This is a genomic window from Gimesia sp. (assembly GCF_048260065.1).
Lineage (GTDB): Bacteria > Planctomycetota > Planctomycetia > Planctomycetales > Planctomycetaceae > Gimesia.
This window is the reverse complement of the sequence record NZ_JBLXHC010000029.1, coordinates 12525-38359: the sequence shown is the minus strand read 5'-3', so window position 1 is coordinate 38359 and position 25835 is coordinate 12525. Positions and strand designations below refer to the sequence as shown.

General features: G+C 49.2%; 24 protein-coding genes and 5 tRNA genes. 9 read left to right on the top strand and 20 right to left on the bottom strand.

The annotated features are described in order from the left end of the window. Positions 1 to 185: 185 nt before the first annotated feature. Both ACN0YN_RS29705 and ACN0YN_RS29700 read right to left on the bottom strand, forming a co-directional pair. Complete coding sequence (locus ACN0YN_RS29705) at positions 186 to 1418, bottom strand: putative sensor domain DACNV-containing protein (protein ID WP_417388510.1); 1233 nt, start codon at positions 1416 to 1418, stop codon at positions 186 to 188. 159 nt (positions 1419 to 1577) lie between these two features. Next, on the bottom strand, positions 1578 to 2126 hold the full coding sequence (locus ACN0YN_RS29700; RefSeq protein WP_417388509.1) for a ThiF family adenylyltransferase: 549 nt from the start codon (positions 2124 to 2126) through the stop codon (positions 1578 to 1580). Between ACN0YN_RS29700 and ACN0YN_RS29695 the strand changes: the two genes are divergently transcribed. After that, positions 2113 to 3054, top strand: a complete 942-nt coding sequence (locus ACN0YN_RS29695) for a bestrophin family protein (RefSeq protein WP_417388508.1) — start codon at positions 2113 to 2115, stop codon at positions 3052 to 3054. The two genes, ACN0YN_RS29700 and ACN0YN_RS29695, sit on opposite strands and share 14 nt — an antisense overlap. A gap of 277 nt (positions 3055 to 3331) precedes the next feature. Here the strand turns inward: ACN0YN_RS29695 and floA are convergent, their stop codons facing one another. The 11 genes from floA to ACN0YN_RS29640 form a co-directional block, all read right to left on the bottom strand. Continuing rightward, positions 3332 to 4372 (bottom strand): flotillin-like protein FloA, encoded by a 1041-nt coding sequence (gene floA, locus ACN0YN_RS29690; RefSeq protein WP_417388507.1) that lies wholly within the window; start codon positions 4370 to 4372, stop codon positions 3332 to 3334. Continuing rightward, the gene (locus tag ACN0YN_RS29685) at positions 4369 to 4785 is read right to left on the bottom strand and encodes a Na-translocating system protein MpsC family protein (protein WP_417388506.1); all 417 of its coding nucleotides are present in this window, start codon (positions 4783 to 4785) and stop codon (positions 4369 to 4371) included. The genes floA and ACN0YN_RS29685 overlap by 4 nt, the downstream gene beginning before the upstream one ends. 343 nt (positions 4786 to 5128) lie before the next feature. Further along, positions 5129 to 5998, bottom strand: coding sequence for a CBS domain-containing protein (locus ACN0YN_RS29680; protein WP_417388505.1), 870 nt, complete (start codon positions 5996 to 5998; stop codon positions 5129 to 5131). Positions 5999 to 6507: 509 nt separating this feature from the next. Next, the gene (locus ACN0YN_RS29675; RefSeq protein ID WP_417388504.1) at positions 6508 to 7026 is read right to left on the bottom strand and encodes a hypothetical protein; all 519 of its coding nucleotides are present in this window, start codon (positions 7024 to 7026) and stop codon (positions 6508 to 6510) included. A gap of 365 nt (positions 7027 to 7391) precedes the next feature. After that, complete coding sequence (locus tag ACN0YN_RS29670; protein WP_417388503.1) at positions 7392 to 8288, bottom strand: bestrophin family protein; 897 nt, start codon at positions 8286 to 8288, stop codon at positions 7392 to 7394. Positions 8289 to 8565: 277 nt separating this feature from the next. Continuing rightward, positions 8566 to 9195: a class I SAM-dependent methyltransferase gene (locus ACN0YN_RS29665; protein WP_417388502.1), complete on the bottom strand. Its 630-nt coding sequence runs from the start codon at positions 9193 to 9195 to the stop codon at positions 8566 to 8568. An 85-nt stretch (positions 9196 to 9280) separates the two neighbouring features. Next, a complete protein-coding gene (locus tag ACN0YN_RS29660) occupies positions 9281 to 9925 on the bottom strand; it encodes a spermidine synthase (RefSeq protein WP_417388501.1) in 645 nt (214 codons plus the stop codon). A 236-nt stretch (positions 9926 to 10161) separates the two neighbouring features. Continuing rightward, complete coding sequence (locus ACN0YN_RS29655) at positions 10162 to 10359, bottom strand: cold-shock protein (RefSeq protein ID WP_145185730.1); 198 nt, start codon at positions 10357 to 10359, stop codon at positions 10162 to 10164. A gap of 214 nt (positions 10360 to 10573) precedes the next feature. Further along, positions 10574 to 10858: an SDR family NAD(P)-dependent oxidoreductase gene (locus ACN0YN_RS29650; RefSeq protein WP_417388500.1), complete on the bottom strand. Its 285-nt coding sequence runs from the start codon at positions 10856 to 10858 to the stop codon at positions 10574 to 10576. 584 nt (positions 10859 to 11442) lie between these two features. Next, a tRNA-Lys gene (locus ACN0YN_RS29645) sits at positions 11443 to 11515 on the bottom strand. Positions 11516 to 11710: 195 nt separating this feature from the next. After that, positions 11711 to 13012, bottom strand: coding sequence for an O-acetylhomoserine aminocarboxypropyltransferase/cysteine synthase family protein (locus ACN0YN_RS29640; protein WP_417388499.1), 1302 nt, complete (start codon positions 13010 to 13012; stop codon positions 11711 to 11713). A 110-nt stretch (positions 13013 to 13122) separates the two neighbouring features. On the opposite strand from ACN0YN_RS29640, the gene ACN0YN_RS29635 reads away from it, so the two are divergent. From ACN0YN_RS29635 to glmM, 4 genes are all read left to right on the top strand, one after another. Beyond that, positions 13123 to 13311, top strand: coding sequence for a hypothetical protein (locus ACN0YN_RS29635; protein WP_417388498.1), 189 nt, complete (start codon positions 13123 to 13125; stop codon positions 13309 to 13311). A gap of 102 nt (positions 13312 to 13413) precedes the next feature. After that, positions 13414 to 14490, top strand: coding sequence for a sialidase family protein (locus ACN0YN_RS29630; protein ID WP_417388497.1), 1077 nt, complete (start codon positions 13414 to 13416; stop codon positions 14488 to 14490). Between the two features lie 21 nt (positions 14491 to 14511). Further along, entirely contained in the window at positions 14512 to 15189 is a 678-nt protein-coding gene (locus tag ACN0YN_RS29625) for a lysophospholipid acyltransferase family protein (protein ID WP_417388512.1), read from the top strand. Between the two features lie 105 nt (positions 15190 to 15294). Next, a complete protein-coding gene (glmM, locus tag ACN0YN_RS29620; RefSeq protein WP_417388496.1) occupies positions 15295 to 16644 on the top strand; it encodes a phosphoglucosamine mutase in 1350 nt (449 codons plus the stop codon). 79 nt (positions 16645 to 16723) lie between these two features. Here glmM and ACN0YN_RS29615 read toward each other — a convergent pair whose 3' ends face one another. Both ACN0YN_RS29615 and ACN0YN_RS29610 read right to left on the bottom strand, forming a co-directional pair. Beyond that, entirely contained in the window at positions 16724 to 17566 is an 843-nt protein-coding gene (locus ACN0YN_RS29615) for a sugar phosphate isomerase/epimerase family protein (RefSeq protein ID WP_417388495.1), read from the bottom strand. Between the two features lie 26 nt (positions 17567 to 17592). Continuing rightward, positions 17593 to 18246 carry a hypothetical protein gene (locus tag ACN0YN_RS29610; protein ID WP_417388494.1) on the bottom strand — a complete coding sequence of 218 codons (654 nt, stop codon included), beginning with the start codon at positions 18244 to 18246 and terminating at the stop codon, positions 17593 to 17595. A gap of 243 nt (positions 18247 to 18489) precedes the next feature. On the opposite strand from ACN0YN_RS29610, the gene ACN0YN_RS29605 reads away from it, so the two are divergent. The 4 genes from ACN0YN_RS29605 to ACN0YN_RS29590 all read left to right on the top strand — a co-directional run bounded on the left by ACN0YN_RS29605 (position 18490) and on the right by ACN0YN_RS29590 (position 24676). Continuing rightward, a complete protein-coding gene (locus tag ACN0YN_RS29605) occupies positions 18490 to 19350 on the top strand; it encodes an NAD(+)/NADH kinase (protein WP_417388493.1) in 861 nt (286 codons plus the stop codon). A 122-nt stretch (positions 19351 to 19472) separates the two neighbouring features. Then, positions 19473 to 20417, top strand: a complete 945-nt coding sequence (locus ACN0YN_RS29600; protein ID WP_417388492.1) for a DUF6263 family protein — start codon at positions 19473 to 19475, stop codon at positions 20415 to 20417. A gap of 341 nt (positions 20418 to 20758) precedes the next feature. Next, complete coding sequence (locus tag ACN0YN_RS29595) at positions 20759 to 21688, top strand: DNA integrity scanning protein DisA nucleotide-binding domain protein (RefSeq protein WP_417388491.1); 930 nt, start codon at positions 20759 to 20761, stop codon at positions 21686 to 21688. A gap of 267 nt (positions 21689 to 21955) precedes the next feature. Next, positions 21956 to 24676, top strand: coding sequence for a hypothetical protein (locus ACN0YN_RS29590; protein ID WP_417388490.1), 2721 nt, complete (start codon positions 21956 to 21958; stop codon positions 24674 to 24676). A gap of 41 nt (positions 24677 to 24717) precedes the next feature. Here the strand turns inward: ACN0YN_RS29590 and ACN0YN_RS29585 are convergent, their stop codons facing one another. From ACN0YN_RS29585 to ACN0YN_RS29565, 5 genes are all read right to left on the bottom strand, one after another. Beyond that, a complete protein-coding gene (locus ACN0YN_RS29585) occupies positions 24718 to 25314 on the bottom strand; it encodes an HNH endonuclease (protein ID WP_417388489.1) in 597 nt (198 codons plus the stop codon). A gap of 25 nt (positions 25315 to 25339) precedes the next feature. Beyond that, positions 25340 to 25413, bottom strand: a tRNA-His gene (locus tag ACN0YN_RS29580). A 22-nt stretch (positions 25414 to 25435) separates the two neighbouring features. Further along, positions 25436 to 25521: transfer RNA gene (locus tag ACN0YN_RS29575), tRNA-Ser, on the bottom strand. A gap of 85 nt (positions 25522 to 25606) precedes the next feature. Further along, positions 25607 to 25691, bottom strand: a tRNA-Ser gene (locus ACN0YN_RS29570). A gap of 57 nt (positions 25692 to 25748) precedes the next feature. Further along, a tRNA-Glu gene (locus ACN0YN_RS29565) sits at positions 25749 to 25821 on the bottom strand. Positions 25822 to 25835 lie beyond the last annotated feature (14 nt).

Genomic DNA, 25835 nt, shown 5'->3' with positions numbered 1-25835 from the left:
ATCTCCTGGAGTAAGGGGGAATCGTTCGATTATAGAGCGGTACCGGTAAATAAGCAATCAGGTACGTACTCTTTGACTGGGAACGTTTCTGAACTTTGCAGATATGTTTCTAGTTGACTCTTGTCAGGTCACCCGCAGAAACTCTTTGTAGAGGCAAGTTGCTCGCTATAGATCTACCTGTCAATTTAATTGAGAATCCCATCCCAGAAATAAAGCTGACCTTGCTCAGCCTTAACGGCTTTGACTTCGCCGTCTTGAGACACAATTAATCCGATAGCCTGTTCACATTTATGACAGAACGAAAATACTGACTGGTGGCGTAATCCCCATTGGTCGCACGAGTACTTTCGGCCGGAAAGTGCATCTACTATTCTTGAACCTGGTGGTAGTAAAACAGGAAACCGCACTCCAAACCCTTGAACCCGCAAGTGATCATCAAGGATGACCGCGCCATCTACAGCCGCTAACAGGCTGATTTGACTAATCCCGCGAATTAACTGCTGGCTCGCCCGTCTGAGCCCCAGTTCAATTTGACTGCTATGAACTTCGGCAGAAGACTCTGAATCTGTATCAAGATCACGTAACTGATTCACAAGATATTTATAGGCAACAATTTCATCGAACAATCCAGTATGTTCAGAGACAGTATAAGTAATATGAGCGAGTTGCTGGTCAAATGAGACTGGTGCGATGACTACGCTCCCTCCGTGTCGTTTCAAGCGGATTCGCTCCAGTATGGCCAGGATAGAAGTTGTATAAATATTCTGCAATGAGAATTGTCCCTCAGTCTCATCGGCGTTTCCTGCTAATTCCTGATACTGATCTCGAGTCAAAAAACGATTCACTAATTGAAAAAAGAAATCACCCAGTGGATTTCCTGTGGTCTGGAGCAGATTCACCTGCGGAAAAATCACTCTGCCGTTTCGTAAACGCACCAGGCCTGTTCGTCCCTGGGATACTGTCAATGCACCTGGCCCTTCTATTGTGATCATCAAACAGTCAGGTGGATAATCACCTGGTTGCATTGGTACCGCTGGCGGGTCACCTGCTGAGTGTCGTACCCACGCCTGGCCATGTTCGAAGAATCCCCAAATACCAAGCCATTCATCCACTTGATAACAACCAATAACGGTCTGACGATGTTGTGTTACCGGTGACAGGCGGACAAGTTCAGAATCCGTCATTTGCACAAGCTCAGTGAGCCGTAAAGCTTCTTGCGGAAGATCGTCAATGGAAACATATGCCACGACACACTGGACAAGTCTCTGCTCGCTGGTACGAAACGATGCATGATAACAAGTCTCTAGGAGCCGACTGAGAATTGTGTCTTCAGGCAATGAGAATTGTTCATCAGGAATGTTTTGCCAGCGTGTCTTAATGCTATCCAGCAAATCTCTGGGAAAAGAGTATTCACTCATGATTTCACCCTGATGGAACGGGTTGCTTGCTCAAGTTACATTAGCGGTTTGTGATCCGGCCCTGGAATCGTTTTTTTATAGATATGCCATTATGTCCGTCACCGCTCTTTTTACATAATGACTTTTTCTTAAAATACTGGCAAGACGCAGCCTGTTAAATCATTGGTTTCCTGACAAACGTGTAATCCTGATGTAAGCATGGCTGTCAGTCATGCGATTTGCGATGGTAGGGGCTCGTGCAAAATGATTATTCATAATGCTGACCGGGAAAAAATCGGTCACACACGTAGACGGACGAAGCCGATCTGGAATCGTCTCCACCTGAGTCAATTCATCAAGCTTCTGAATTGATCCGGCTGTTGCTTCTACTTTCACCTGACCCAGTTCCTGTCTCCGATATCCCTGAGTCGTAATATTGGTCAACTCGACCGTATCAAAATCTACAAGCTGAATCTGCGATGCCCCAATCGTCGCTAGTTGCAGGACCATCTGACGGCCGATGGCTCCCAAACCAATGACGATAGCCAAAATCGGAGAAATCATCTCCGTATCCGTCATCACGCCGCTGAAACATTGGGTGAAAAATTCGTTTATTGCACAACCTATCAGCGCCCGCCCGGTATTGTTATCATCCAAAGGTTGTGGTGTGCCCACCCGCAGCACTGAAGTATTTGCTTTTCCGGAAGGCCCAAGCATGTCATCAAACATAAAGTCACAGCCCTTCAATAAACCAAGCTATCAAACCCGAAAAGGATTCTGGAGGGAGGCGATAGCTCTTCAAGGTTCTGTTACCGTTCAAGTCATACCGTCCATATTATTCTGTGGTTTGCTTGCCATTGCTGTCTGTGGGATTGTTTGGCTCATACGGAGGTTGTCCGGCTTTTCCTTTAATCTTGATATCAGTCTCTTTGGTATTGCTGGAGCGGTCTTGGGGATTCTCCTCGTTATTCGCTTGAACGCAGGTTATGACCGCTGGTGGGAAGCTCGTACTATATGGGGAGGCATTGTCAATCAGTCACGCAATCTCGTAGTCAGTGCAATGGCTTACGGACCGAATGACCCGGAATGGCGAGACAACTTGGTTCGGTGGACTGCAGTTTTTCCACATGCTGCTCACCACAGTCTTCGAAATGAAGCTCCGTTTGCTGAACTTGACAATCTCATTGGCATTGAGAATGCAAAGCAGTTAACCGCAGCAGACCACATGCCGAGTTATGTAGCATTGCGGATCGGAGAGTTACTACGGGAGGCTACTGAACGATTTGATATGGACAAATTCTTCTACTTACAAATCGACCGAGAGCGGGGCTTGCTACTCAACCATATCGGGGCATGTGAACGAATCTTGACGACTCCGTTACCACGGATATATTCCATCACCATCCGGCGTTTCATCCTTTTGTTTCTCATAATGCTTCCAATAGCACTTGTCGATCAGGTTGATGAGGGCTGGCTCGTCCCGGTCATCACCATGTTCGTCGCATACCCACTACTAACTCTGGATCAGATCGGTGTAGAACTTGAGAATCCATTCTTGTCAAGTAACCTTAGTCATTTACCGCTTAATGACCTATCGGCGAAGATTGAACGGAATCTGTTCGCTGTCTTGAGAATAAAGCGGGCAGAGGCTCCTTAAAGAGGGGGATCGGATAAGGGGTGATTACTACATGACGTGATGTGATCAGATAAAGAAAACAGTCATGCAGAAAAAAGAACCCTGTTGCATTTGTCAAAGACTGTGAACCTGCAAAGGTATGAACTTTAACAACACGGAAATACATATCGTCAATTGGGATGTTCTCGGTCATGTGTTACAGCCTCGACAGTAAGACTGTGAATTGATCTGACTTTTGAAAATGTGATCTACCACATTTTTCAGATGTGCAGGTCAGTGAAAATGATCACAGAGCAACTTACCCAATGTTTTTCTGATTTCGAAACGAATAGTATTTGAGAGCGGGAGCAAAACTCGATTTTCTGTCCTGTTTGGTGTCCTTTGTCAGATCGACTTTCTGTGTCCGGCCTCGCTCCTGTAATGGTTTTGAATACAGTAGACCTGCCCGGAATGTATCAGCCATGGCGAGTGGTATTTGCGCCTCTGCCAGCACAACCAGGGCCTGGTTCTCTTGAGTAAGGGCCACCATTTCCTGTTCCCGGGCCACTGCCATTGCCCGCCGTCCTTCTGCTTCTGCACGAGCGACATTAACATCGGCATTGGCCTGTGTGATTCGCAACTGAGCTCCAATGTTCCTGCCTACTTCTATGGAAGCGATATCAATGGAGATAATTCTGAATGACGTCTGTGAATCCAGGCCTTTAGCGATGACTTTTCGAGAGATCAATGTCGGATCGGCCAGCGCCTCATGATAACTGTCACAGGCACCGATCGCGGAAACGATTCCTTCACCAACTCGCGCAATCACGGTCGATTCCGCGGCACCGCCGATGAGTTGGGTGAGATTGGTCCGGACAGTCACCAGCGCTCGAACATTCAGTTGAATGCCGTCTTTGGAAACGCCGTCCAGTGTGCTGCGGACTCCAACGATCTCCTGGGGACAGTAGATCACTTTGGGATTTACGCTGACTCGAACTGCTTCCAGGATATCGCGTCCCGCCAGATCGATGGCAGCTGCGGTATCCCAGTCAAGCTCAATCTGAGCGCGTTGAGCCGCAATCAAGGCAAGTGTAATGCGACGTACGTCTCCCCCTGCCAGATATTGTGCTTCCAGTGCGTCAGTCGAAATATCGGAGAGCCCCACCTGAACGGCCATGATTTTGACCTGGACAATGACTCGTGGGTCGACTTTTCTTAGAGACATCATGATCAGAGACAACAGGCGAATGCGAGTTCCCGTGACATAGGCTTGTAGCCACAATGAGAAATATCTCATTCCAGCAAAAAACAGAACACTTGCGATAGTGATTGCGATCACCAGAAACCAGAAATTGTTCATGCTGAATCACTTTCACTTCCGCTCCATGTTTCCCCGGACAATCCACCTGTGAGCTTAAACACTTGCAACAGAGTTCCTGTAGTAAAAATATGGACGATATCACCCGTTGCCGGTTCAATGTCCGCTACCACTTCTTGCAGGGCAACTCCGGCGATTCGTTCGATTTCTGTTCCCAGAGGTCCGAGCGAGCCCCGGATCAAATCACGATGAAAGTCCCGTAAGTCGGCCAAACCTTTGTCAGTCTGACAGAGAATGAGTTCTGCCGGAGTCAGTGCCTCATGTAGCGTGACCACCATCACCCCTTCACTGAGAACTACTGTTACGGATTTGGGAGTATGGCCAGTGCGCTGTTGTTGAAAGTCGCGTACCGTATGAGCCACTTGAGCTGTCATGGTGAGTGGGGAATAATTCATATAAAGCTCTCCCTGCAGCTAACGCAGCCAGTCTCTGGCAGGTCAACTTCAATGTTATTGATAACAATGGTGATACCACATTGTTTCTTAACAACTTCCTGGACCTGTTGTTTACTGTAATACGTGCTGACACGTCCCCAGAGAGTCACACCAGTCGTACATTCGTCGATCCGAAAGCCATCAATTAAATATCCTAAACGATTTTGCACACACGAACTGATCTGCTGAATTAAATTTTCATTCAAGTTCAGTTGATCGATCGGATTAGTATTGGGAGAAAGCATGTCGTCTATAGCCTGATGTCATTCCAGCGGAACCGTAAATCCACTTATTTAAAGGTACATTACTTGAAAAGTTTGATTGCAGAACACAATACATCACATCGATTCACCAGGCCAATGAGATTCCCTGCTTCGATAACCGGGAAACGACGATGTGGTGAATCAAAAAACAGTTGCGCGACTGAGAGCAGACTCATTTCAGGGCCGATCGTATTAGAATTCTCTTCGATGAATACCGAGACAGGCCGATCCAGGAATGTGTCGTGTGCTTTTAAATAAGACGCAGTCCTTGCCTCAGGTATTCCGTCATCGATATGAGGTGCATTCAGCCGAGATTGCATGATGTTGGAAAGAATTGTGGAGTGCTTGAGCACGTCTCGTCTGGAAACCTGTCCGGCGATTTTATCGTTCTGTATGACAGGCAGACGACCATAGAAAGTCTCATCAAAGATGCTTGTAATCTTATGGAGACTGGTTTCCGAATCAATTAGTCGATTACTGTCCGCGTCGGTAAATCCCTGCACCTTCGCAGACGGTACTCTACTGTAGATCGCTTCGATCACGAATCCGAGACATGTTCTTTCTGAGAACACTCCCAAACAGCGTCCCTGTGAATCAACCACTGGTGCTCCTGTGTATTTTTTCTCAAGCAATGCTGAAATTGCTGAGATGACATCGTCTTCCGGATTCAGCATGAACAGTTTGTGACGGGGAATCATCACATCAGCAGCCCGAAAAGAAGTATGCTGTTTGACGTCAATCAAATCCGCCAGGTTTGAGATGATTTTTACACAACATTTTTCAGAAAACATTCCGCAGTACTCGCCTGACTTGTTCACAATCGGCATTTCAGAATACGGCCCGGTCAGTAACTGATGCATCCCCTCAGGAATGGGAGTGGCTGGTAACAGGGAATGGAGCTGCTGCGACATAAGATTTCGCGCAAGTACCAATTCCGTTAAAGGTTGATTGAGTTTCATCCTGCCGGCTTTCAAAATTCAATTGATTAAAACAGGGCATCAAAACAGGCAAGTGTGAAATCTCTATAAGCAATTTGATGGACCAGAACTGCAGATAATATTCAGCCTGATGCAGCCCGTTGACAACCACATCATTTTTTTGATCTGCAAGATCAAAATGAGACTCATAGTTCCGTTGAGCCAGATTCCTGCCCCGGAGAACGGCGATTCAAGTTCCTGAGAACTGAGAGGAACCCACTTGTCGGAATGTATAAATCAAATACACTTAGGGACATTTCCTCTTCCTGTATGTACCTGTATTCCGATGCAGGTGACTGCAGTTGTAGCGAAAGGATTACTATTGGTTAACAGCAGGTTCAAGCAGAAAATGTAATTTCTTGTGAACACAAATGTCGTAGTTCATCACGTGACTCGTTTCAACATTAGAGTACTCTAGCGGCATTGTTCTTTCGAAGAATTACCTACGCTTCCATCGATAGTTTTTGAGGATCAACGCAGTTATCGAACTGCTCACATTTTTCCTTGACAGACAGAAACGGCATACCCTCTGTTTTGCGATAGCGTTCTCCTCGGTTAAACCAGAATGCCAGTCCTCCCGTATTGTGTCTGGGGGTTCGGGTTTTCCTGGGGGATCTGACCCCTAGTGAACCTTTGCGGCCAGTCTTCTCCCATCCGTGGGCTTCCATGATGATTCGTACCAGAACTCCAATGGCCTGGCGGAATCGCATACTTCGCTGGATATGGACACCGGAAAGAAACTGATCGACTTCCGGTAAGGCTTCAAGTTCACGAACGACGCCAGCCAGGGGAGACCGATCGTGATGCAGTTCAGATTCTTCCATCCTGCGTTGCCGATCCGGACATTCAAAAAATCTCAGGACTGCTTCAAACGGCGCATCAGATTCATTAAACACATCTGAGAAAGTTCGGCCCTGACTGTCTTCCAGAAATTTCTTCTTTGTAATTTTTACTTTCTGCATCAGTCAGATCCTCTGTTTTAAGGTATTGCATAGCTTTTTATTGCAGGTACAATATTGGCACCTGCAATTATTGTATCTCCACAGCACAGGAAGGCAATAGCAATAAACAGGGATTGTATAAGTAAGTAAGACAGAGCTAGAGATTCGTCAGCTTATCGGCCCGGCGTTGACCAAGAGGGGGAGGTGAAATATGAGCGGGTTTTATTCGAATTTCGAATCGATTAAATCCGATCATCTCAAAGTTCGGAGAATCTATCTTGAGATCAGGCGCATTTTTGCCAGAAGTGCTCATGTGCGTAATGCGACCATGTAACTTTCAGCTGCAAGCTCGATCTGTCAGGGATGTCCTCTGCTCATCAGACATCTCACTGTTTCAGATGCAGGAAACTCAACAGGTTTCGTTCGATCGTTGTCGAAATATCATTAAGCGGCAGGTGGCTATGATTTGCTGTCGAAAACGGATTCTCTAATTCGACGCCAATCTGGTCGAGCGATAACAGGGGGTAGGCGATGAGCATCGTGAGTATTGGGATCCACCAGCTTGTATTTAACTGAGGGATCATGGCCACAGGTAGTATCAGCAGGAACAGAAGAATAAAATGCCTGATTTTGAGTGAATAAATTTGAGGAAGTGGCGTCAGCACAATTCTTTCGCAAGCTCCCAGATGATCGATCAGCAATGCACGTTCTCGATCAATTTGCATAAATGCGAAACTGTCTAATTCCCCTTGCTTTGTAGCGGTATGAAGCAGTTCTCCTATTTGCATCGCCACGGCGCTTGGCATATGCCCAGAAGCTGTGAGATTACAGGGAGCGTCTGGGCCGATCAAATTAATGACTTCATCCGAAAGAGGCTCACTGCGCAGAGTATGACGAGCCACATGCGGAAAGGCTGCCGTCCACCTGACTATGTTATCTCGCCAGGTTTTGCTCTCTGGCCCGTATGTAATCGCACTAATGATAAGATTGCGAGATTGGTTGACAATGCCTCCCCAGAGCGTGCGAGCTTCCCACCATCGGTCGTAGCCAGCATTCAATCGAATGACCAGCAGTATTCCCAAAGCTACTCCAGCGAATCCAAAAACACTAATATCAAGTTCAAACGAAACTTGAAAGTGATCCTTCATAATTGAAGCAGCACCACAGATAACACTTGAAAGAATACCAAAAATCAGTACCGAGGGAATCACTTTAAGTGTAACCGCCCCTTCCAAAGCAAAGGCCTCATGCCAGAACCCTTTGCGAGTTTGATAACTTGTCATTTTCTTTCTCCTAAACGCAAGACAGAATGTCAGAATTACGACATGCATTGTACGTGGTATCTAATTAACTTCTTTCACACTATTCACATTTTAATTTCCATTTTTATTTAGTGGTTCTAGTCTTGCTCATCCACTGAGAGGCACTTTGAAAACTCAATGTTGATCGTGAATTAATTCAGTGCAGGGGGAACCGTTTCTTCTTGAAATCAAACGTCAGAAAGTCAATCTATGCTTTGGGATTGTGCAGGGAAACCCGAGTAACCTACGAACCCGCTGGCTATTCACCCTGCTTCCTGAGCAGGCGTATTGTTTGAGGGTAGTCGTACGTCAGCAACAGTGCCCCCTCGGCGGCATACTTCTCAAACAGACTCGTAAATAGATAATCTTCGCCGGGCCAGGGATAGGCAAAAATTATGTCAAACTCGTTGAGACCACGTTGGAGTTCTTTATAACCCTCTTCCGCATCAGTGATGAGCCAGGAAAAGACGGAGTTGTTGTCGGTATAGGCTTCCTCAGCAAGTGCTGCGGCACCCGCGGGAATAAAGCTGCCCTGAACGAACTCGACGGGGAGGCCAAAGTCATCTGCTAGTCTGCGGGATTCTTCTACCAGATCCTGTTCGATCTCAATGCCACAGGCCATAAGCTCAAGCATTGAAGCTAACGACGTTACCACTCCGAAACCGCTCCCCCACTCGCACAATGACGTTCCGCAGGCAAGGCTTTCGTCCGTGATTGCTTGCAAGGCGTGATAAACTTTTTCGAAATGACTCGGGACGAAACCTGTGGCGGCGCACGGACTGTTCTCAAGATAATGGCGGATTCTTGCTTCAGCTTCACTGAGAAAATCAATGATCGCATCGGGCAAGACTGCAGTCTGAATTGAGAGTTCAATTTCCACCAGAGGCACAATATGTATTCCTGTTAGATTTTCATTTAAGGGCAGGGGGCCACGGCTTGTTCAGAAACAGTCGATCAAATTGGTTGCAGTAGACTTAGTCACGAGCAAAAAACAGCCAGTCGGTCTGCTGTTCGTTGATCAGATTGTTGAAAACAGTCACGGGTTCAATCCGAACTTCGCGGAACACCTCGTGCAGTGCATCGACAAACCGGGAACTCTCTGCGTAAGACCAGACACCGAGCACCCCGTTTTCTTCCAGATGGAGCTTTGCCCGCTGCAATCCATCGGCTGTGTAGAAATGGCCATTCCCATCATCGAGTTTCTCATCCGGTGAATGATCCACGTCGATGAGAATCAGGTCATGCCTCTTGTCCGGCGGGCTGGCGAGTTGCTGATAGATGTCACTCTGGGTGATTGCGAGACGCTTGTCTGCGTTCAGCTTTCCAGACAGCGGAATCATACCTTGCTCCAGCCAGTTGATCACCTGTGGTAGAAACTCGACCACCTCGCATTCTGATACGCGATCAGAGTTCAGCGCTGTCCAGGAAGTATACCCCAGACCAAGGCCACCAATCAGCACGCGCAGGCTGGCTCCAGGGTGCATCTGCAGCGCGATTTCCGACAGGGCCATCTCGGAAGATGTCAGGTAACTGCTCATCAGAAATTCGTGGTTGAGTGTGACTTCGGTGACGATCGTTCCTGGTTCGCACAGCAACTCACGCCGCCGTAGACACAACATTCCGAGATCCGTGGGTTCATAGGCGAGTATCTCGAAGAACGGAGGTTTCATTGTAGAGCGGCTTTCGTTGCGTATGAAGTTAGCCGCCTGACAGGCAAGAGCGAGGATCTGTCTGTTATATTCTCGTGTTTACGTAATCCGGGCTAACCTTGGATTCAGCAGGACCTTCAAGATGCAGACCCTGTTCGCTCACGTTCATTCTGCGTTGATTTAAAACTGAATTTCTCTCAGTTCCGTCAGATCGGTCTCACGTTTTCAGCACACGGCCCTTTGGGGCCACGTCCTTCAGTGTAAGACACTCGCTGACCAGTCTGGAGCTGGTCGAATGGTATTCCTTCGAGATTCGACGAGTGGAAGAACAGGTCCTTACCAGTTCCGGTGTCGATAAATCCAAAGCCCTTCTGCATCACTACCTTGATCGTGCCTTCAGCCATATTAAGTCCTGTTCCTCTAAAAGAGATACTATGCGGGGCTGCCTGACACTACATTGGAGAGACCATTTCGCCGCGTAGACGAATCGTACCGGACTGAAAGTTGTGAGGTCAACAGGCAGAGGCAGTGTTTGTTTTGAGTTCTAAGATTAAAGCAGAATGTCTGAACTGAGAGCTTAGAAGAAATTCCAGGGGTGAGTTCGAGAAACGGAAGTGCTTACCAGTCCAAAAAAGTTAAGTGTACCTGTACCAGAAAAGCGGAAAATCGTGGTTTCAATACATGAGCGACGGTCCCCCCGGGTGCGGAATAGACGCCGGTCTCACGAATGAGCTGACCGGCGGCGACAAGGGGACAAGACGGTCTGCCCTCGTCAGGATAGATTCCGGCGTTGTTGATAAGAACGTCCAGGCGGTCAGCGATCTCTTCGAAGCGGCCAGCGGCGGCCTCAATGCTTTTAGAACTGCTGACATCCAGAGGCAGAATGCTTGCCTTCTCGCTCACAATAAGTGCATAGCAGTCAACAAGGGAGGCAGGCTATCCTCCAGTGAGCCCAGCTATGCCGAGGACGGTCACCATATCATCGAACTAATCAAGTTTCTTCAGACAGAGTCTTCCGTTAAGTGATTAAATCCTCCACGAATCTCATCAATTCGCAAATGCACCAAAAACGACCCTTTTAGCTGGCGCATCATCTTGGCCTGGAATGACTACGTTAAATCAACAGTGAATCTCATGCTCGAGCGGTTGAGAATGAACAATCGGTAAGCTTCGCCCCATCCTGATTCGACAAACAAATTACCAATTGACGCAAATTGCTGAATAACTTCCTGTCATGATATCAGTCAGTCCTCGGACAGCCTCCAGAGATGCTCCCAGAGCGATTCAGGAAGGTTCACGTTTGCAGTTTAGCAGGCAAGAGAAGTAAATTCTGGGCTGCCTGGAGCGCTGACGGCTTTATGTTTTATAAGACCTGGTTACCTGCAAATTAAACGAGCAAATTAGGTACACAGTGAAAACGGCTTATTTAGGTACAAACCAGCCAAATTAAAAAAGCCGTAACTCATTGTGAGTCACGGCTTTAAAAGTGCCCCCGCTAGGAATCGAACCTAGAACCTACTGATTAAGAGTCAGTTGCTCTGCCGATTGAGCTACAAGGGCGTTTGTGTGGTGCTTATTCTAGTTCGGAGAAAATCATCCGGCAAGAGTAGCGCGGCACCTTCTCTCGGGTGATACTAATAATTATCGTCCGAGAGGTCGTTGAACATCGATAAACTTATTTGAAAATCAGGAACCGGCTGCGATTTCACAGCCGATTCCTGCATAAAATCTGAACTCGCGTCAAGCGGGCCGGGATCAGATCTGATCCAGAGCCTGTTTGAGGTCGATGATCAGGTCTTCCTGATCTTCGGTTCCGACTGACAATCTGATGAAATCAGGTGTGACGCCGGAGCTGGCCTGTTCTTCCGGCGTTAACTGCTGATGCGTTGTGCTGGAAGGATGGATAATCAAGGATTTACTGTCTCCCACATTGGCCAGGTGTGAGAACAGTTTGACGCTGTTAATCAGTTTCACGCCATTGGCCTGTTGTTCTTCAGGGGTTGCTCCCTGAATACCAAAGCCGAAGACTGCCCCGGCTCCCTTGGGCAGATATTTTTGAGCCAGTTTATAGGAAGGATGTGATTCCAGTCCGGCATAATTGACCCAGGAGACTTTAGGATGACTTTCCAGGAATTTCGCGACAGCCATGGCGTTCTGACTGTGACGCTCCATTCGCAGGTGCAGCGTTTCCAGTCCCTGCAGGAACTGGAAGGCGTTGAACGGACTCATTGCCGGTCCCAGATCCCGCAGCAGTTGCACGCGGATTTTCAGGACGTAGGCGATATTCATGCCACCAAAGGTCTCGTAGAATTTAAGACCATGATAGCTGGGATCGGGTTCGGTCATGCCGGGGAATTTTCCGTTATCCCAGGGGAAGCCACCCTTTTCGATGATGATACCGCCGATGGAGGTTCCGTGACCGCCAATGAATTTCGTACAGGAAGCCACAATGATGTCGGCTCCATGCTCGAAGGGACGAACGAGAGCAGGGGAGGCGAGGGTCGTATCGACGATCAGCGGGATACCTGCTTCGTGGGCGATGGCAGCGATGGCTTCGAAATCGGGAATGTCACATCGAGGGTTGCCGATGGCTTCGACATAGACGCAGCGGGTGTTCTCGTCGATGGCCTTCTTGAAGTTTTCGGGATCGCTCTGATCGACAAACTTGGTCTGAATACCGAATTTGGGGAAAGTGTAGTGGAACAGATTGTAGGTTCCGCCATACAGACTGGAGGAAGAAACAATGTTCTGACCGGATTCGACGATGTTCAGAATTGCCAGAGATTCCGCAGCCTGACCAGAGGCAACCGCCAGGGCACCGGCTCCCCCTTCGAGCAGGGCAAGACGTTTTTCGAGGACGTCACAGGTAGGATTCATCAGGCGGGAGTAGATGTTTCCGAATTCCTGCAGGCCAAACAGTCTGGCCGCGTGATCAGTGTCGTTGAATGTGTAGGATGTTGTCTGGTAAATGGGAACGGCGCGGGAGTTGGTCGCGCTATCGGGTTCCTGGCCGCCATGCAGACACAGAGTCGCTAGTTTCAATGCTTCGGCATCCATTAGTTAATACCTTTTTATTTGATAATTCTTCAGGCTTGTTTAAGCACGATTGCTTTCAAGGGAGCTCATCTGTCGGAAAAACACAATTGGAGTCGGCAGAAAGATCCGAGATGAGTTGGAAAGAGGCGGTTTTCCTGCTGGAAATGCCTCAATTGGTAATGAGCCATCGTATCGATGTTGATCGTAAAAAACAATTCGCCCGCGAGATGTATCGGGTACTAAAACTCAAGCCTGAAAACCACCATTATTTCCAGACTTACGATGAAATCCGTCACTATTTTCCGTTTTACGAAGATTAGAATTTCGTTCTAATTCCACTTTTCTACAATGAATGATACTCTGAACAGAGAACTCTGTATTCCCATCTCAAACTGCTGCCCCCTGGTGAAGAAGGTACCACTATGAGACGCTTACCAATTATGAAACTGTCGGCATGTCTGCTGTCTGCTCTGACTGTCTGTGTTGTGAGCCAGACTCAATCGTTTGGAAAAGGGCCGGAAAAAACCACTCCCGATCAGCCGGGGCTTGTCATGCAGGAATTCATCTACGACCAGGCACCGTTTCCGTCGTGCCATGCTTCGACGATTGCTGAGACTCCTGAAGGCATGGTTTGTGCCTTTTTTGGTGGAACGGCCGAGAAGAATCCGGACGTCGAAATCTGGCTGTCTCGAAATACCGGGGATGGTTGGTCGGCTCCTGTCAGCGTTGCGGATGGGGTGAAAGATGAATCGAAACGCTGGCCGTGCTGGAACCCGGTTCTGTTTCAGACGAAGCCCGGCACACTGTTGCTGTTTTATAAGGTCGGCCCTAATCCGAGTGAATGGTGGGGCATGCTCAAGATATCTCACGATAATGGTAAGACCTGGAGCAAAGCCCAGCGTCTGCCCGATGGCTTTGTCGGACCGGTCAAGAATAAACCGTTCCTGCTGTCGGATGGCACATTGCTCTGCCCGGCGAGTACCGAACACAATGGCTGGCAGTTGCAGATGGAATGGACGCCCGATCTGGGGAAAACCTGGCATCGCACTGGTCCTTTGAACGACGGACGTGAAATTGGTGCCATCCAGCCTTCCGTGCTTCAATACGGCGATAAGCTGCAGATTCTCTGTCGCAGCCGTCAGGGGAAGATTGTTGAAGCCTGGTCCGACGACAACGGTCGATCCTGGAGCAAAGTCACGCCGACTTCGCTGCCTAATCCGAACAGTGGAACTGATGCAGTCACTCTCAAAGATGGGCGGGCGCTGCTGGTCTATAATCCTACGAAAAAGGGACGCAGCCCGCTGCACGTCGCGATTTCAGAAGATGGCAAGCACTGGCAAACCGGCCTGGTACTGGAAAACAAGAAGGGGGAATACTCTTACCCGGCTGTGATCCAGACAGCGGACGGCAAAGTGCATATCACCTACACCTGGAGACGGGAACTGGTGAAGCACGTGGTACTCGACCCCGAACAGCTGGAACTTAAAGAGATTGACTGAGAGGCGGAGAAATTGGCTGAAGTGAATCAGGTTTCTCCTTCCCGTAGAAATCGCAGGAATCTTCCCTGGATTCTGTTTCAATGGATCCTGCAGGTACTCTTTGCGATCTGGCTGCGCTATCAGTCACGGGGCAAGGAGAACCTGCCGGCCGAGGGAGGCGGGCTGCTGGTGAGTAATCACCAGAGTTTTCTCGACCCGTTGCTGATAGGCCTGCCTCTCAATCGGCCCGTCAGCTTTATGGCCCGTGATTCTTTGTTTCGAATACCGATTCTGGGACCGTTTCTGCGTTACGAATTTGTGATTCCGATTAATCGTCGGTCTGCGAGTTCGCAGAGTTTCCGTGCCGCGATTCTGAACATCGAGAGCGGGAATTATGTCGGTATTTTTCCCGAGGGAACGCGTTCGACCGACGGCGCCGTCCAGCGTTTCAAACCCGGATTTCTGGCTCTATTGAAACGCACGGACAGCGCCATCTACCCGATTGGAATCGCAGGTGCATTTCGTGCATTACCCAGAGGTGCGTACTTTCTGCGTCCCCGTCCGGTCCGGGTTGTCTTTGGCGAACCGATTCCCGCAGACTTAATTCGCGAGTACTGCGAACGCGGTGCAGAAAAAGAACTACTGGAGCTGACACACCAGCGGGTGATCGCATGTCAGCAGCAGGCAGAGTCCTGGCTGAACCCTGATTCCGACAATTGAGTTTCTATCCGAGAAGGGATTGTCAATCTCAGTCATCTAGACTATGTTTCTCGTAACATCGATAGATTCACACAACCTTCTCCTCCAGCTCAATCAGGTAATTTCATGTCAGAACGGATTCTCAGTATTTCCGGTTTACGCGGCGTGGTTGGTAATGGACTGACTCCCGATTATTTAACGCGATTTGCCGCCGCCGTGGGTACGATTGCGAATCAGGGAACGGTCGTTCTGTCACGTGATGGCCGAGGCAGTGGTGAAATGGTCCGCCATGCGGTCATCAGTGGACTGCTGGCAACCGGGTGCCGCGTGATTGATGCAGGGATCGCCACGACTCCCACTTGCGGCGTGCTGGTGACTCATTTAAAAGCGGCCGGGGGAATTCAAATCACCGCGAGCCACAATCCCATTCCGTGGAATGGTTTGAAGCCGTTCTCGTCTGAAGGCTCTGTTTATAATCAGGAGCAGGGGGAAAAGCTGCTTTCTGTTTTGAACGACGAAACCTTCAATTATGTCGGCTGGGACCAGTTGGGATCGATAGAAACTCTCCAAGATGCCGCCGGCCCGCATATGGCTCGTGTTTTTGAACTGGTGGACCGGGATAAGATCAAACAACGAAAATTCAAGGTCGTTCTGGATTGTAATCATGGATCAGGGGCGGTTTCGACTCCCCAGTTTCTTGAGTCTCTGGGCTGCGAAGTCATCGTACTTGGCGGAACAGCAGACGGGAATTTCGCCCATACGCCTGAGCCACTCAAAGAGAATCTGACCGGCTTGAGTGAAGCCGTTGTGAAAGAGGGAGCCGATGCCGGTTTCGCTCAGGACCCCGATGCCGACCGCCTGGCGATTGTAGATGAAACAGGCCGCTACATCGGCGAAGAGCTCACACTGGCTCTGGCCGCTGATTATGTGCTCGCACGGACACCCGGCCCGGTGGTCGTGAATGGTTCCACCAGTCGCGTGACTGCAGACATCGCGGCGAAATACAACTGCCCCTTCTTTCGTTCTTACGTAGGAGAAGCCCACGTTTGTGCCAAAATGAAGCAGGAATCAGCAATTCTTGGCGGAGAAGGAAACGGAGGTGTCATCGATCCGAAAGTTGGATATGTACGTGACAGCTATGTGAGCATGGCGTATGTTCTGGCTGGACTGGCTACCTCAGGGCAGAAATTAAGCGACTGGGCGGATTCGCTGCCGCAATACAGTATCGTAAAAAACAAAATCACCTGTCCTCGAGAAAAAGTGGACGTTGCCTGCAAAGCTTTAGAAACGCATTTTGACAGCGCGACCGCATCTCAGGGGGATGGTCTGCGTCTGGACTGGGATGATCGCTGGGTACAGGTAAGGGCCAGTAATACGGAGCCGATCATTCGTGTCATCGCGGAAGCACCTGAGAGCGATGCGGCGGAAGCGCTCTGTGAATCAGCCATGCAGATCGTCGCTGAAGCTGTGAACTGAAATAAAAAATGGAGTAAACATTCAGCACGATGTTTACTCCATTTTAGTCTGGTCAGAATTCTGAACTACTGAAAAGGATCTAACCTTCCCAGCGGGATTTCATGAATTCCAGCCCCTTTGTTGCCAGATGCTCTTCTGAAGGGAACATTTTACGCCAGATACGAGTGGCGGCAGCGAGATCAGGCAAAGCCAGACCGAAGGCCTCAATCGTCATCCAGCCATCGTAGTTGATTTCTTTCAGAGCAGAGAACGTCTCATCCCAGTTCACACCCCCTTCACCCGGAGTGGAGCGATCATTTTCCGAAATATGCACGTGCACCATCTGGTCGGCACAAGTCTTAACAGCGGAGGTGATGCTTTTCTCTTCAATGTTCGCATGAAAGGAATCGTACATCATTTTGAGATAGGGGTGATTGACTTCGCGCGTGAACTGTGAACAGTCTTCGGCGGTATTCAGGAAGTAGCATTCGAAGCGATTCAGATATTCGCAGACGAGCATCACCTTGTGTTCCTGAGCATAGTCGGCTGCTTTGGCCAGAGTCTCTTTGCCGTACTTCCATTCATCGGCAGTTCGACCTGAGCCGGAGAATTCACCCAGAGCCGAATGAATCGGTCCACAGAGATGAGTCGAACCAGCGGCGGCACACATATCAATCATGCGTTTCAGGCGTTCCAGACCGGCTTCGCGGATTTTCGCATCACCGGAGATGGGGTTTTCGTCAGGAGTACAAACTGTGACCGCTGTACTTTCCAGACCCAGCTCAGACAGTTTCGCTCCGACCTGAGCAAACTTCTTTTCATCTGCTTCAAATACGGGAAGTTCAACGCCGTCGTATCCCCAGCCCTTAATCTGTTCCAGAAGTCCAAAATGGGATTCATTGACATCCGAGGTCCAGAGCAGCATGTTTAAGCCGTACTTCATCGTTGTTATCTTTCAATCAATTGAGATTAAAAATGCTCAGGCGGCAACAAATCGTTGAGACGCTTTTCGACGATCTTCCGCCCTGTATTTAAAACCGATATCGTTTCTGCGGGCAATGGTTGTAGTTTGACCCGATTCATGACCTGATTCAAGCGTACCAGCATTCTTTGTGAATCGAGGTAATCCTTTAAAAAAGCTTCTTTAGAAAAATGGCTCAACCAGAGCTTCAGTTTGTCGGTTGCTTTTGTCGCCATTTTGTTAGTTGCGATTTCTGTCTGCAGGGGATCAATTTCATTGAAGGCAGCGTAATACTCGTCAATGAGTCCTGGATTTTGTTCGATTAAAACACGATCCAGTAATAACTCGGTGACAATGTGCCCCAGGAAACCAACCCGGGCTGTTTCATCATGAGCAAAGATCTGACGGAATAAAATTGACAAGTCGGTACTGATTTCCAGGAACCCCTGAGTCGAATGGAACCAGTGATCGTCGTCGAGATGCTGCTTGATCCCCGATGCCAGTTCTGCTTCGATGGAAGCATCTTCACTGACAAAAGGGGCGACATTCCTGATTCGCAGTCGCGCGCGTCGATCGACCACCGCCATCAGATCGGGCAGGGCAGTTCCGACCATAAAATAGGGACGGTCGACAAACCGCATTCCATGAGCAAAATAATTCATATAGACACAACACCATTCAACTTGATTCACGATGCCCGAGCACGCTCAATCCTAGCTCATCTGAATTGAAATTCACAGTTTGCCCCTGCTGTATCCTCACTGAACGGGTCGTTTTGTGGAAATTATCACAAATGCAATAAACCAGAAGCAGAGCCACATGATTGGATACTGATTCCAGTATGCGTATAATGCCTGACACACGCCTGTGTTCAAAACTCATTGATTCCGTGCTGAAAGTGGGATATGTCTGAATCGCCATTAAATCTGATGTTTCTTCTGCGTGATCAAAGTACGCATATCCAGACTGCCTGGGAGCAGATCCATACCTACATCAAGGCACAAACTTCCGTTTATGTTTCTTCTGTTTCGGTGATTGAAGATTTTATTCCCGATGATTCCGAAGCCGATCTGGTCGTCGTCCTCGGCGGAGACGGAGCGATTCTCCGAGCATGTCGACAGATGCGTCTGAAACAGTTACCCATGATTGGTGTCAATCTGGGACGGCTGGGATTCCTGGCAGACTTGACTCCGGAGGGATTCTGCAAAAATTTTTCGCTGCTGCTGGATCGAAAATATCGCATCGTCGAACACCTGATGTTTGAATGCAAACACTTTCTCGCGAACGGAACCGTCAACACGTACCTTGGCTTGAATGAAGTCGTAATCAGTTCCGCAGGCGCCATGGCAATGATCGATGTCGAACTGGCGGTCGATAATGAAATGGTGACCACCTATAGCGGCGATGGGTTGATTATCAGCACTCCGGTAGGCTCGACGGCCCACAGCCTGTCTGCAGGCGGACCTATCTTAAAACAGGACCTGCAGGCGTTCGTTATTACACCGATCTGTCCTCATACCCCTTCGAATCGTCCGCTGGTCGATAACGCTAATGCCCTGTATTCGCTGACTGCTGCGAATGTTCCTGAAGGGGCCATGCTGGTGATTGATGGACAGATTAAAGTCCCCTATTCCTCCGGTGATCGACTGGAAATCACTCGTGCTTCTGTGACATTCAAACTGGCGCGGATTCCCGGTTTCAACTACTATACAAGGCTCAATCGCAAACTTGGCTGGGGCGGACAGCCTAAATACGGTGCAGAATAAGCTTTTCTGTCAGATTTTCTGGCCGCGACTGAAAAATGCCCTCCCCATAAATTGACGGATCTGCTAACTTTCGCACAGGTTAAGGAGATTTATCAACCAGTTTAAGAGGGAAGGAGTCCCTGATGCGGTCTTTTGTGTTCTGTCTGCTTTCACTTTCTATCTGCCAGTTACTGGCACCTGTTTCTGTATTACATGCAGAAGAAGACGCAACCAGCTACTCACTTCGCTTCAAGTTTACGCCTGGTGAATTTGTGCATTACACAGTGGATGCACAGAATCAGTTCACTGTCCAGTTAAATCAGGATAAAGAAACCACAATCAACTCGACGCAAACTCAAAAACACTATCGGGTGGTAGCCGTTGATGAGTCTGGCAATGCCACGCTGGAAACCATGATCGACCGCGTGCAGATGAGCGTGCAGTTCAATAATGGTACTCCTGCCACGTTTGACAGTATCCAACCCGTGGAAAAAGATCTGGAACAGTTTATCCCGATCCGCAGAACCATCGGTCGCCCTTCACGTATTGTTTACTCACCAACAGGTGAAGTCATCGCGGTGCTCGAACTGCAAACAACTTCCGAAGGCTCTACTTTTAAAGAGACCACAAAAAAAGGACCGAAAAAGCTCGAAAATGACAAAACTCGCAGCCTGGGATTCCTGATTCCCCTTCCGGAAGATTCAATCAAAGTCGGCGACAGTTGGAATGAAGATTTTGAAGCGGAAGTCTCAGTCGGCGACGTATTGCGCAAAAAAGTTCCCATCCGCCGGATCTTTACTTTGAAATCGGTTGAGGATGACGTGGCAGTCATCACCTTCAAAACCAAGATCATGGAACGGCTCAATGACCCTCAATTCAGTATCCAGTTGATTCAAAAGACCCCCTCCGGAACAATCAAGCTGAACCTTGAGAAGGGGGTAATCACTTCCCAGGATGTTTCCCTGGATAAAGCTGAGGTTGGAGTTTTCAATGGACAGGGAGCCATGCGGGCTGTGACGCACGTTGTGGAAACCCTGGTTGATCCCGCTTCCCTGGCTCAAAAAACGGCTGAGACAGACTCTGAGTGAACCGTTCTCAGGGCTGAAACAACCAAATCTCATCTAACCTGTGGAAACGTCTCATTTTTTGAGTGCCGACCGGTGGTTGTGCGTTGACGCTGACAAGAAATATTTTAAACTTGGAGATCGCCGTAAAGGTATGTAAATCCTTGCAACCAACCATTTCACGTAGCAAACAGCCTGGTCCACCTCACACGTGAACACAGACTGTACAATGTCCCTGCCTGCAGTGTACATACACCGCGACATAAGCAGATAACGCTATCTTATTAAATGGTCAAATACCTGAAATGGCACGATCAACGAAATCACTGTGTCATTAACCACCAGCGCTGCGATTGAGACCGGATATGAAACGGGTAGAGCTTTCTCCACAATTGACCAGCTTGTTAAAAGCGGCCAAGCGCCTGGCCAGTGATTGTGAGATTGAAGTCGTCTTCCTGTTAGCAGACATTCCTTACGACTTCCTGGAAATCAGTAAATCGCTGAGCAAATTGCGACTGGTCGTCTCCTCAGATAAGCCAGATGTCCAACGCGCTGCCCAGGAAGATGGAATCGCTTTGGTTCCGTTGATCCATGAACCGCAGACACGGCAGGTTCAGATCAGTCAGGCCATCCTGGAAGCCATCGCAGATGAGATCCTGGCTTCCGGTGATCGGATTATTGCATTGTATGCCGGCTTCGAACGGGAACATGCAGATTCACTCAGCATTGTCAGTCTGGCTGACCATCTGGCGAAACTGACTTCGCGGGACTTGCAACGCCTGGAAACCAAAGTCCCCCTGCAGACATTACGGGCCGTCGTCGATCTGGCCGTTGAGATTGGCCGCGAAGGACGTGAAGGAAAACCCGTTGGTGCCTTATTTGTAGTGGGAAATCATCGTAAGGTCCTGGCAGCCTCACACGAACAGGTTCATGATCCATTTAAAGGCTACTCCCAGAAAGACCGCATGGTAAATAACCCGCGCGTCAAAGAGAGTATGAAAGAGCTTGCTCAGATTGACGGAGCCTTCATCATCAGTTCCGATGGAGTTGTGCAATCAGCAGGACGAATTCTAAATGCCTCGGCTGAAGGGTTAACCCTTTCCAAAGGCCTGGGAGCCCGACACTGGGCTGCTGCTGCCATCTCTAAAGAAACGGGGGCGATTGCGATCGCCGTTTCAGAGTCGACCGGAACTGTACGTATTTTTCAGGACGGGTATGTCGTTCTGCGTATCGAACCGATGAGCAGCGCCATGAAATGGTTCGATTTTGATACCGAACCTCCGCAGTCTGAATAAGCCGCGCGTCTTCTGATTTACGTGCTGAGAGCTCTATCATCATCTTTTGCAAGCAGATACGTAAATTTTCGCAAATATTCTCTTCCCCTGAATTGTAAATTTTGCTATGAAACCCCCGCATGTTGTGGTGTTCATGTTTAAATAGAGTCTGAGACCACATTTTGCAGCATCCGAGGTAACAGAAAACGATCTGGATATCATGTAAGAAATTGATGCCTGTCAGGTTTCTGTAGAACTTAAGAGCTTATTCACCGGGAAGGGAGTCCCATGCCGAATGTAGCAATCAAGCTGGTCGCTGTCGCCGGAGTCGTAGGGCTTGGCGTATTAATGTTTCTTCAGGCGCAAAAAGGAATTCAGTCCGGCAGTCTGGAACACCAGATGAGCCAGATGAACGTTCTGGACTCGGAACAACCATCAGCAACGCCTGAACTTTCATTGGGTGAATCCGATTCAGTCCCCTCGGATCAGGTACCTGCTGAACTTTCTGAAATGGCAGCGCGGAATGCACTCCCTCTCAAAGCAAAGAAAACCGTCAAAGATGATTCTCCGTTTGCCCCCAATTCGAATTCCCCGCTCTCAAAAATCAGACTCACTGCCGCCACACAAGAAACTGCTCCCAGTGATCAGGAATCAACAGCTGCCAGTGAATTTGAACCCGTCGAGAAGGCTGAACAGCTTTCCCCGGTAAAAGGTCTGGATTTCCGGGAGCCTCCCGAAATGAAAACCCCTGATCTCTCAGAGAACCCTTTCACCATCCCTGAAGACAGCCCCGCTGTTTCTCAGAAAGAACCTGCAGTTCCTTCCACACCGGTTCTCCCCGAATTCGATGCGGGCCCCCAGTTTGGATCTCCCACAACAGGGAATGCTGTCGTCCAGGAAAACCCGGTTACGAAGGTTCCCCCGAGAGAAGCCTTTGCCGAGAAGTCAGAAGCTTCAAATCCGTTTGACACACCAACAGCCAATCAACCTGCAACTCGTCCCGAGCCTGCCCGAATCAATCTGGAACCAGAAACGGAAGAAAGCCCTTTCAAATCAGGCAGTTTGCCAGCCAAAATGGAACTCCCCGAACCCGATAACGGCCCCAGACCTGTCGAGTCGCTTGAGACGCCAACACCTGCCGTCGAGCGGAACCCCTTTGAAGATGCACCGAAGAATGAGCCTCAACCAGCTCCAGTAGCCAAACCGGAAACTCCCGTACCGACACCGACTGTGGAACCGGATTTCAATCCGTTTCAGTCCGAACCGGAGTCTACTCCCGCCAAACCGGCAATGGAACCAGAGTTTAATTCCACTCCCACTCCAGAACCGGAGCCAGTGAAATTACCTGAAACGAAACCAGTCCCATTTACAGTGGAACCATCTGCGAAACTCGAACCAGAGCCGGTCCCTGCTAAAGCAGAACCGGATGTTGTCATTATCAAAAAACGTCAGCCGGAATCGAATCTGCAGGAGCCCCCTTTATTTTCTGTTGAGGGAATGGACAAAACAGCAAAGGCATCACAACCACAGCCGATTGAGATATCACCGGCTGAAAACACAAAACCTCTGAGCCTGGTAGAAGGTAATCAACCGCTTACCCGCGAACCGGCGGCTGCTGCAGTCCATCTGAAAACTCAGTCCCCCAAAATGACCATTCAGAAGATGGCGCCCCCTGAAGCGGTGCTGGGCCAGCCATTCATTTATCATGTTCTTGTCAAAAACAGTGGCACAACATCAGCCCAGTCGGTGATTGTAGAAGACCGGATCCCCCAGGGAGCAAAGTTGACGGGAACCATTCCCCGTGCCGAGCAAATTGGCGACCGGATCATCTGGCGACTGGGAGAAATGGGCCCGGGAGTGGAAAAGAAAATCTCAATCCGCGTCATCCCGGAACACGCCGGTCAGATCGGCAGTGTCGCCACCGTCAATTTTGTGACGGAAGTTGCAGCAGAAACAAAAATCACGTCCCCGAAGCTGGTGATTAAGTCGGATCAACCCGAAGCCGTAAAACCAGGCGAAATCACGGTCGTCAATTATACAATTACCAACAGTGGAACCGGTGATGCGAAAAACGTGTATGTCCGCAGTATCATCCCCCCTCAGTTCTCACATCCGGGGGGAGACGATCTCGAGTACAGTGTCGGCATCATTCCCGCTGGTGAAACCAAACAGATTCAACTGCAGCTCAAAGCTGTAAAACCTGGTGCCGGCAAAAATATTTCCAGCGTGGTAGGCGATGGGAATCTCAAAGCAGAAACGGAAGTCCCCCTGAAAGTCATCGGGAATGGGGAGCAGTTTTTGCTGACCCGCAAAGGGCCCAAAAACAGATATCTGGGGAGTAAAGGGGAGTACGAGAACTCAATTACCAATAACACCGAAAACACGATCCAGAATATCTCGGTATTTGAGTCGATCCCCCCCGGCATGAAGTTTCTGTCTGCTTCCAATAACGGCAAGTTCGATCAGGTTCGTAGCGTTGTTCAATGGGACCTCAAAGAACTGGCTGCCGGCAGTACACAAACTCTTTCGATTGAACTCGAACCAACGGAAGTCGGCAAAAAAATCAGCACTCTCCAGGTAGTCACTGATAACAACACACAGTTTTCCGCTAATCTTCAATCGGAAACCGTTGTGATTGGTCAAGCATTACTGAAAGTGGAAACCAGTGAATTGAAAGGTCCGCTGGAAGTCGGCGAGAAAATGGCCATGCAGGTGCAGCTCATCAACCAGGGAAGCGCCTCTGCCACCAATGTTGAGTTTCGGGTCAAAATTCCGAAAGAACTGGTCTTTGTCGCAGCGAAAGGACCAGGACGCTATCAGCAGGCCGGTTCCTATATCATCTTCGAACCGGCTCAGGAACTGGCAGCTAAACAGGCACTCAACTTTGAACTGACACTGGCAGCACGCGACAAAGGAGACGCGCGTGTTCTTGTTCAAGTGCAGTCCAAACAGATGGAAAAGCCTCTCAACCAGGAAGAAGCAATCCCCGTCCTCGACAAACTGCAATAAAAAAGTCCCCCTGAGCCATCACTCAGGGGGACCGGTCTGCTTTAAGATTCCAGTTCTACATTCCAGTAGGTCTCGCTGATAAAGCGCGACCAGCTGTCAATCCGCATATTCTGCATGGCGTAGAACGGTTTCCATTTCGGTCGAACCGGTTCCTTCTGCAGCTTCATACCAGCCTGACCGGGAGTACGGGCCGCTTTGCGCGAATTGCATTCCACGCAAGCCAGCACACAATTGCTCCAGGATGTTTCACCCCCCTGAGAACGGGGAGTAACGTGGTCAATCGTCAGCTCTTCACTTCCGGGCTGACAGCCACAATACTGGCAGGTGAAGTGGTCACGTTTAAAAACATTCCGTCGACTGAACGTCACCACGTTGCGGGGCATTCGGTCATATTTCAGCAGCGTGATCACTTCGGGAACCCGGAACCGGGAATGACTGCTCTGGATAGCCAGCTCGTCATCCTCTGGTTTGAGCTGCGCCCAATCAGCCCAGGAATAGGTCTGATAGTCAGACGGATCAACGATCCGCGCCGTCTCGTTCCAGATTTTAACCACAGCCCGGGCCACCGTCGTTACACCGACTGGTTGCCAGTTTCGGTTAAGTATCAGCGTTGGCCGCTCCAGCGTTGATGACACCATGTTGGATTCCTGTCTTTTCTAAAGGGGTGTTCGGGGGGAATTGAACCCGCCTCTTTAACAGTCACAGTGTTATGTGCAAAACCATTACACTACGAACACCATATCGTATCTGGTTATAAAGCGGAAGGCATGGGATTCGAACCCACACACCCTGGCAGGCACACGCATTAGCAGTGCGGTCCGGCAAACCGTATCCGGCTACCTTCCAATTACTTAAAATTCACGGTTTTTTCATCTTTTTCAATCCAGCTGCAGACCTCATTCAGACCTGCAGTCTGTTACTACATTCAAGCGGAAGCCGTGGGACTCGAACCCACAAGCACTATTCAGCGCCCCCTGTTTTCAAGACAGGATCCTCATCCGGCCGGTTGACTTCCTTGATCTGTTTCATTGGTTGAAATCTATGATTCCAGTCACATTTGAAATAACGTGAATACCCCGTGCGGGAATTGAACCCAGCGTCTCCGGCGTGAAAGGCCAGTATCCTGTCCGTTAGAAGAACGGGGCGGAATTCTCTGTAA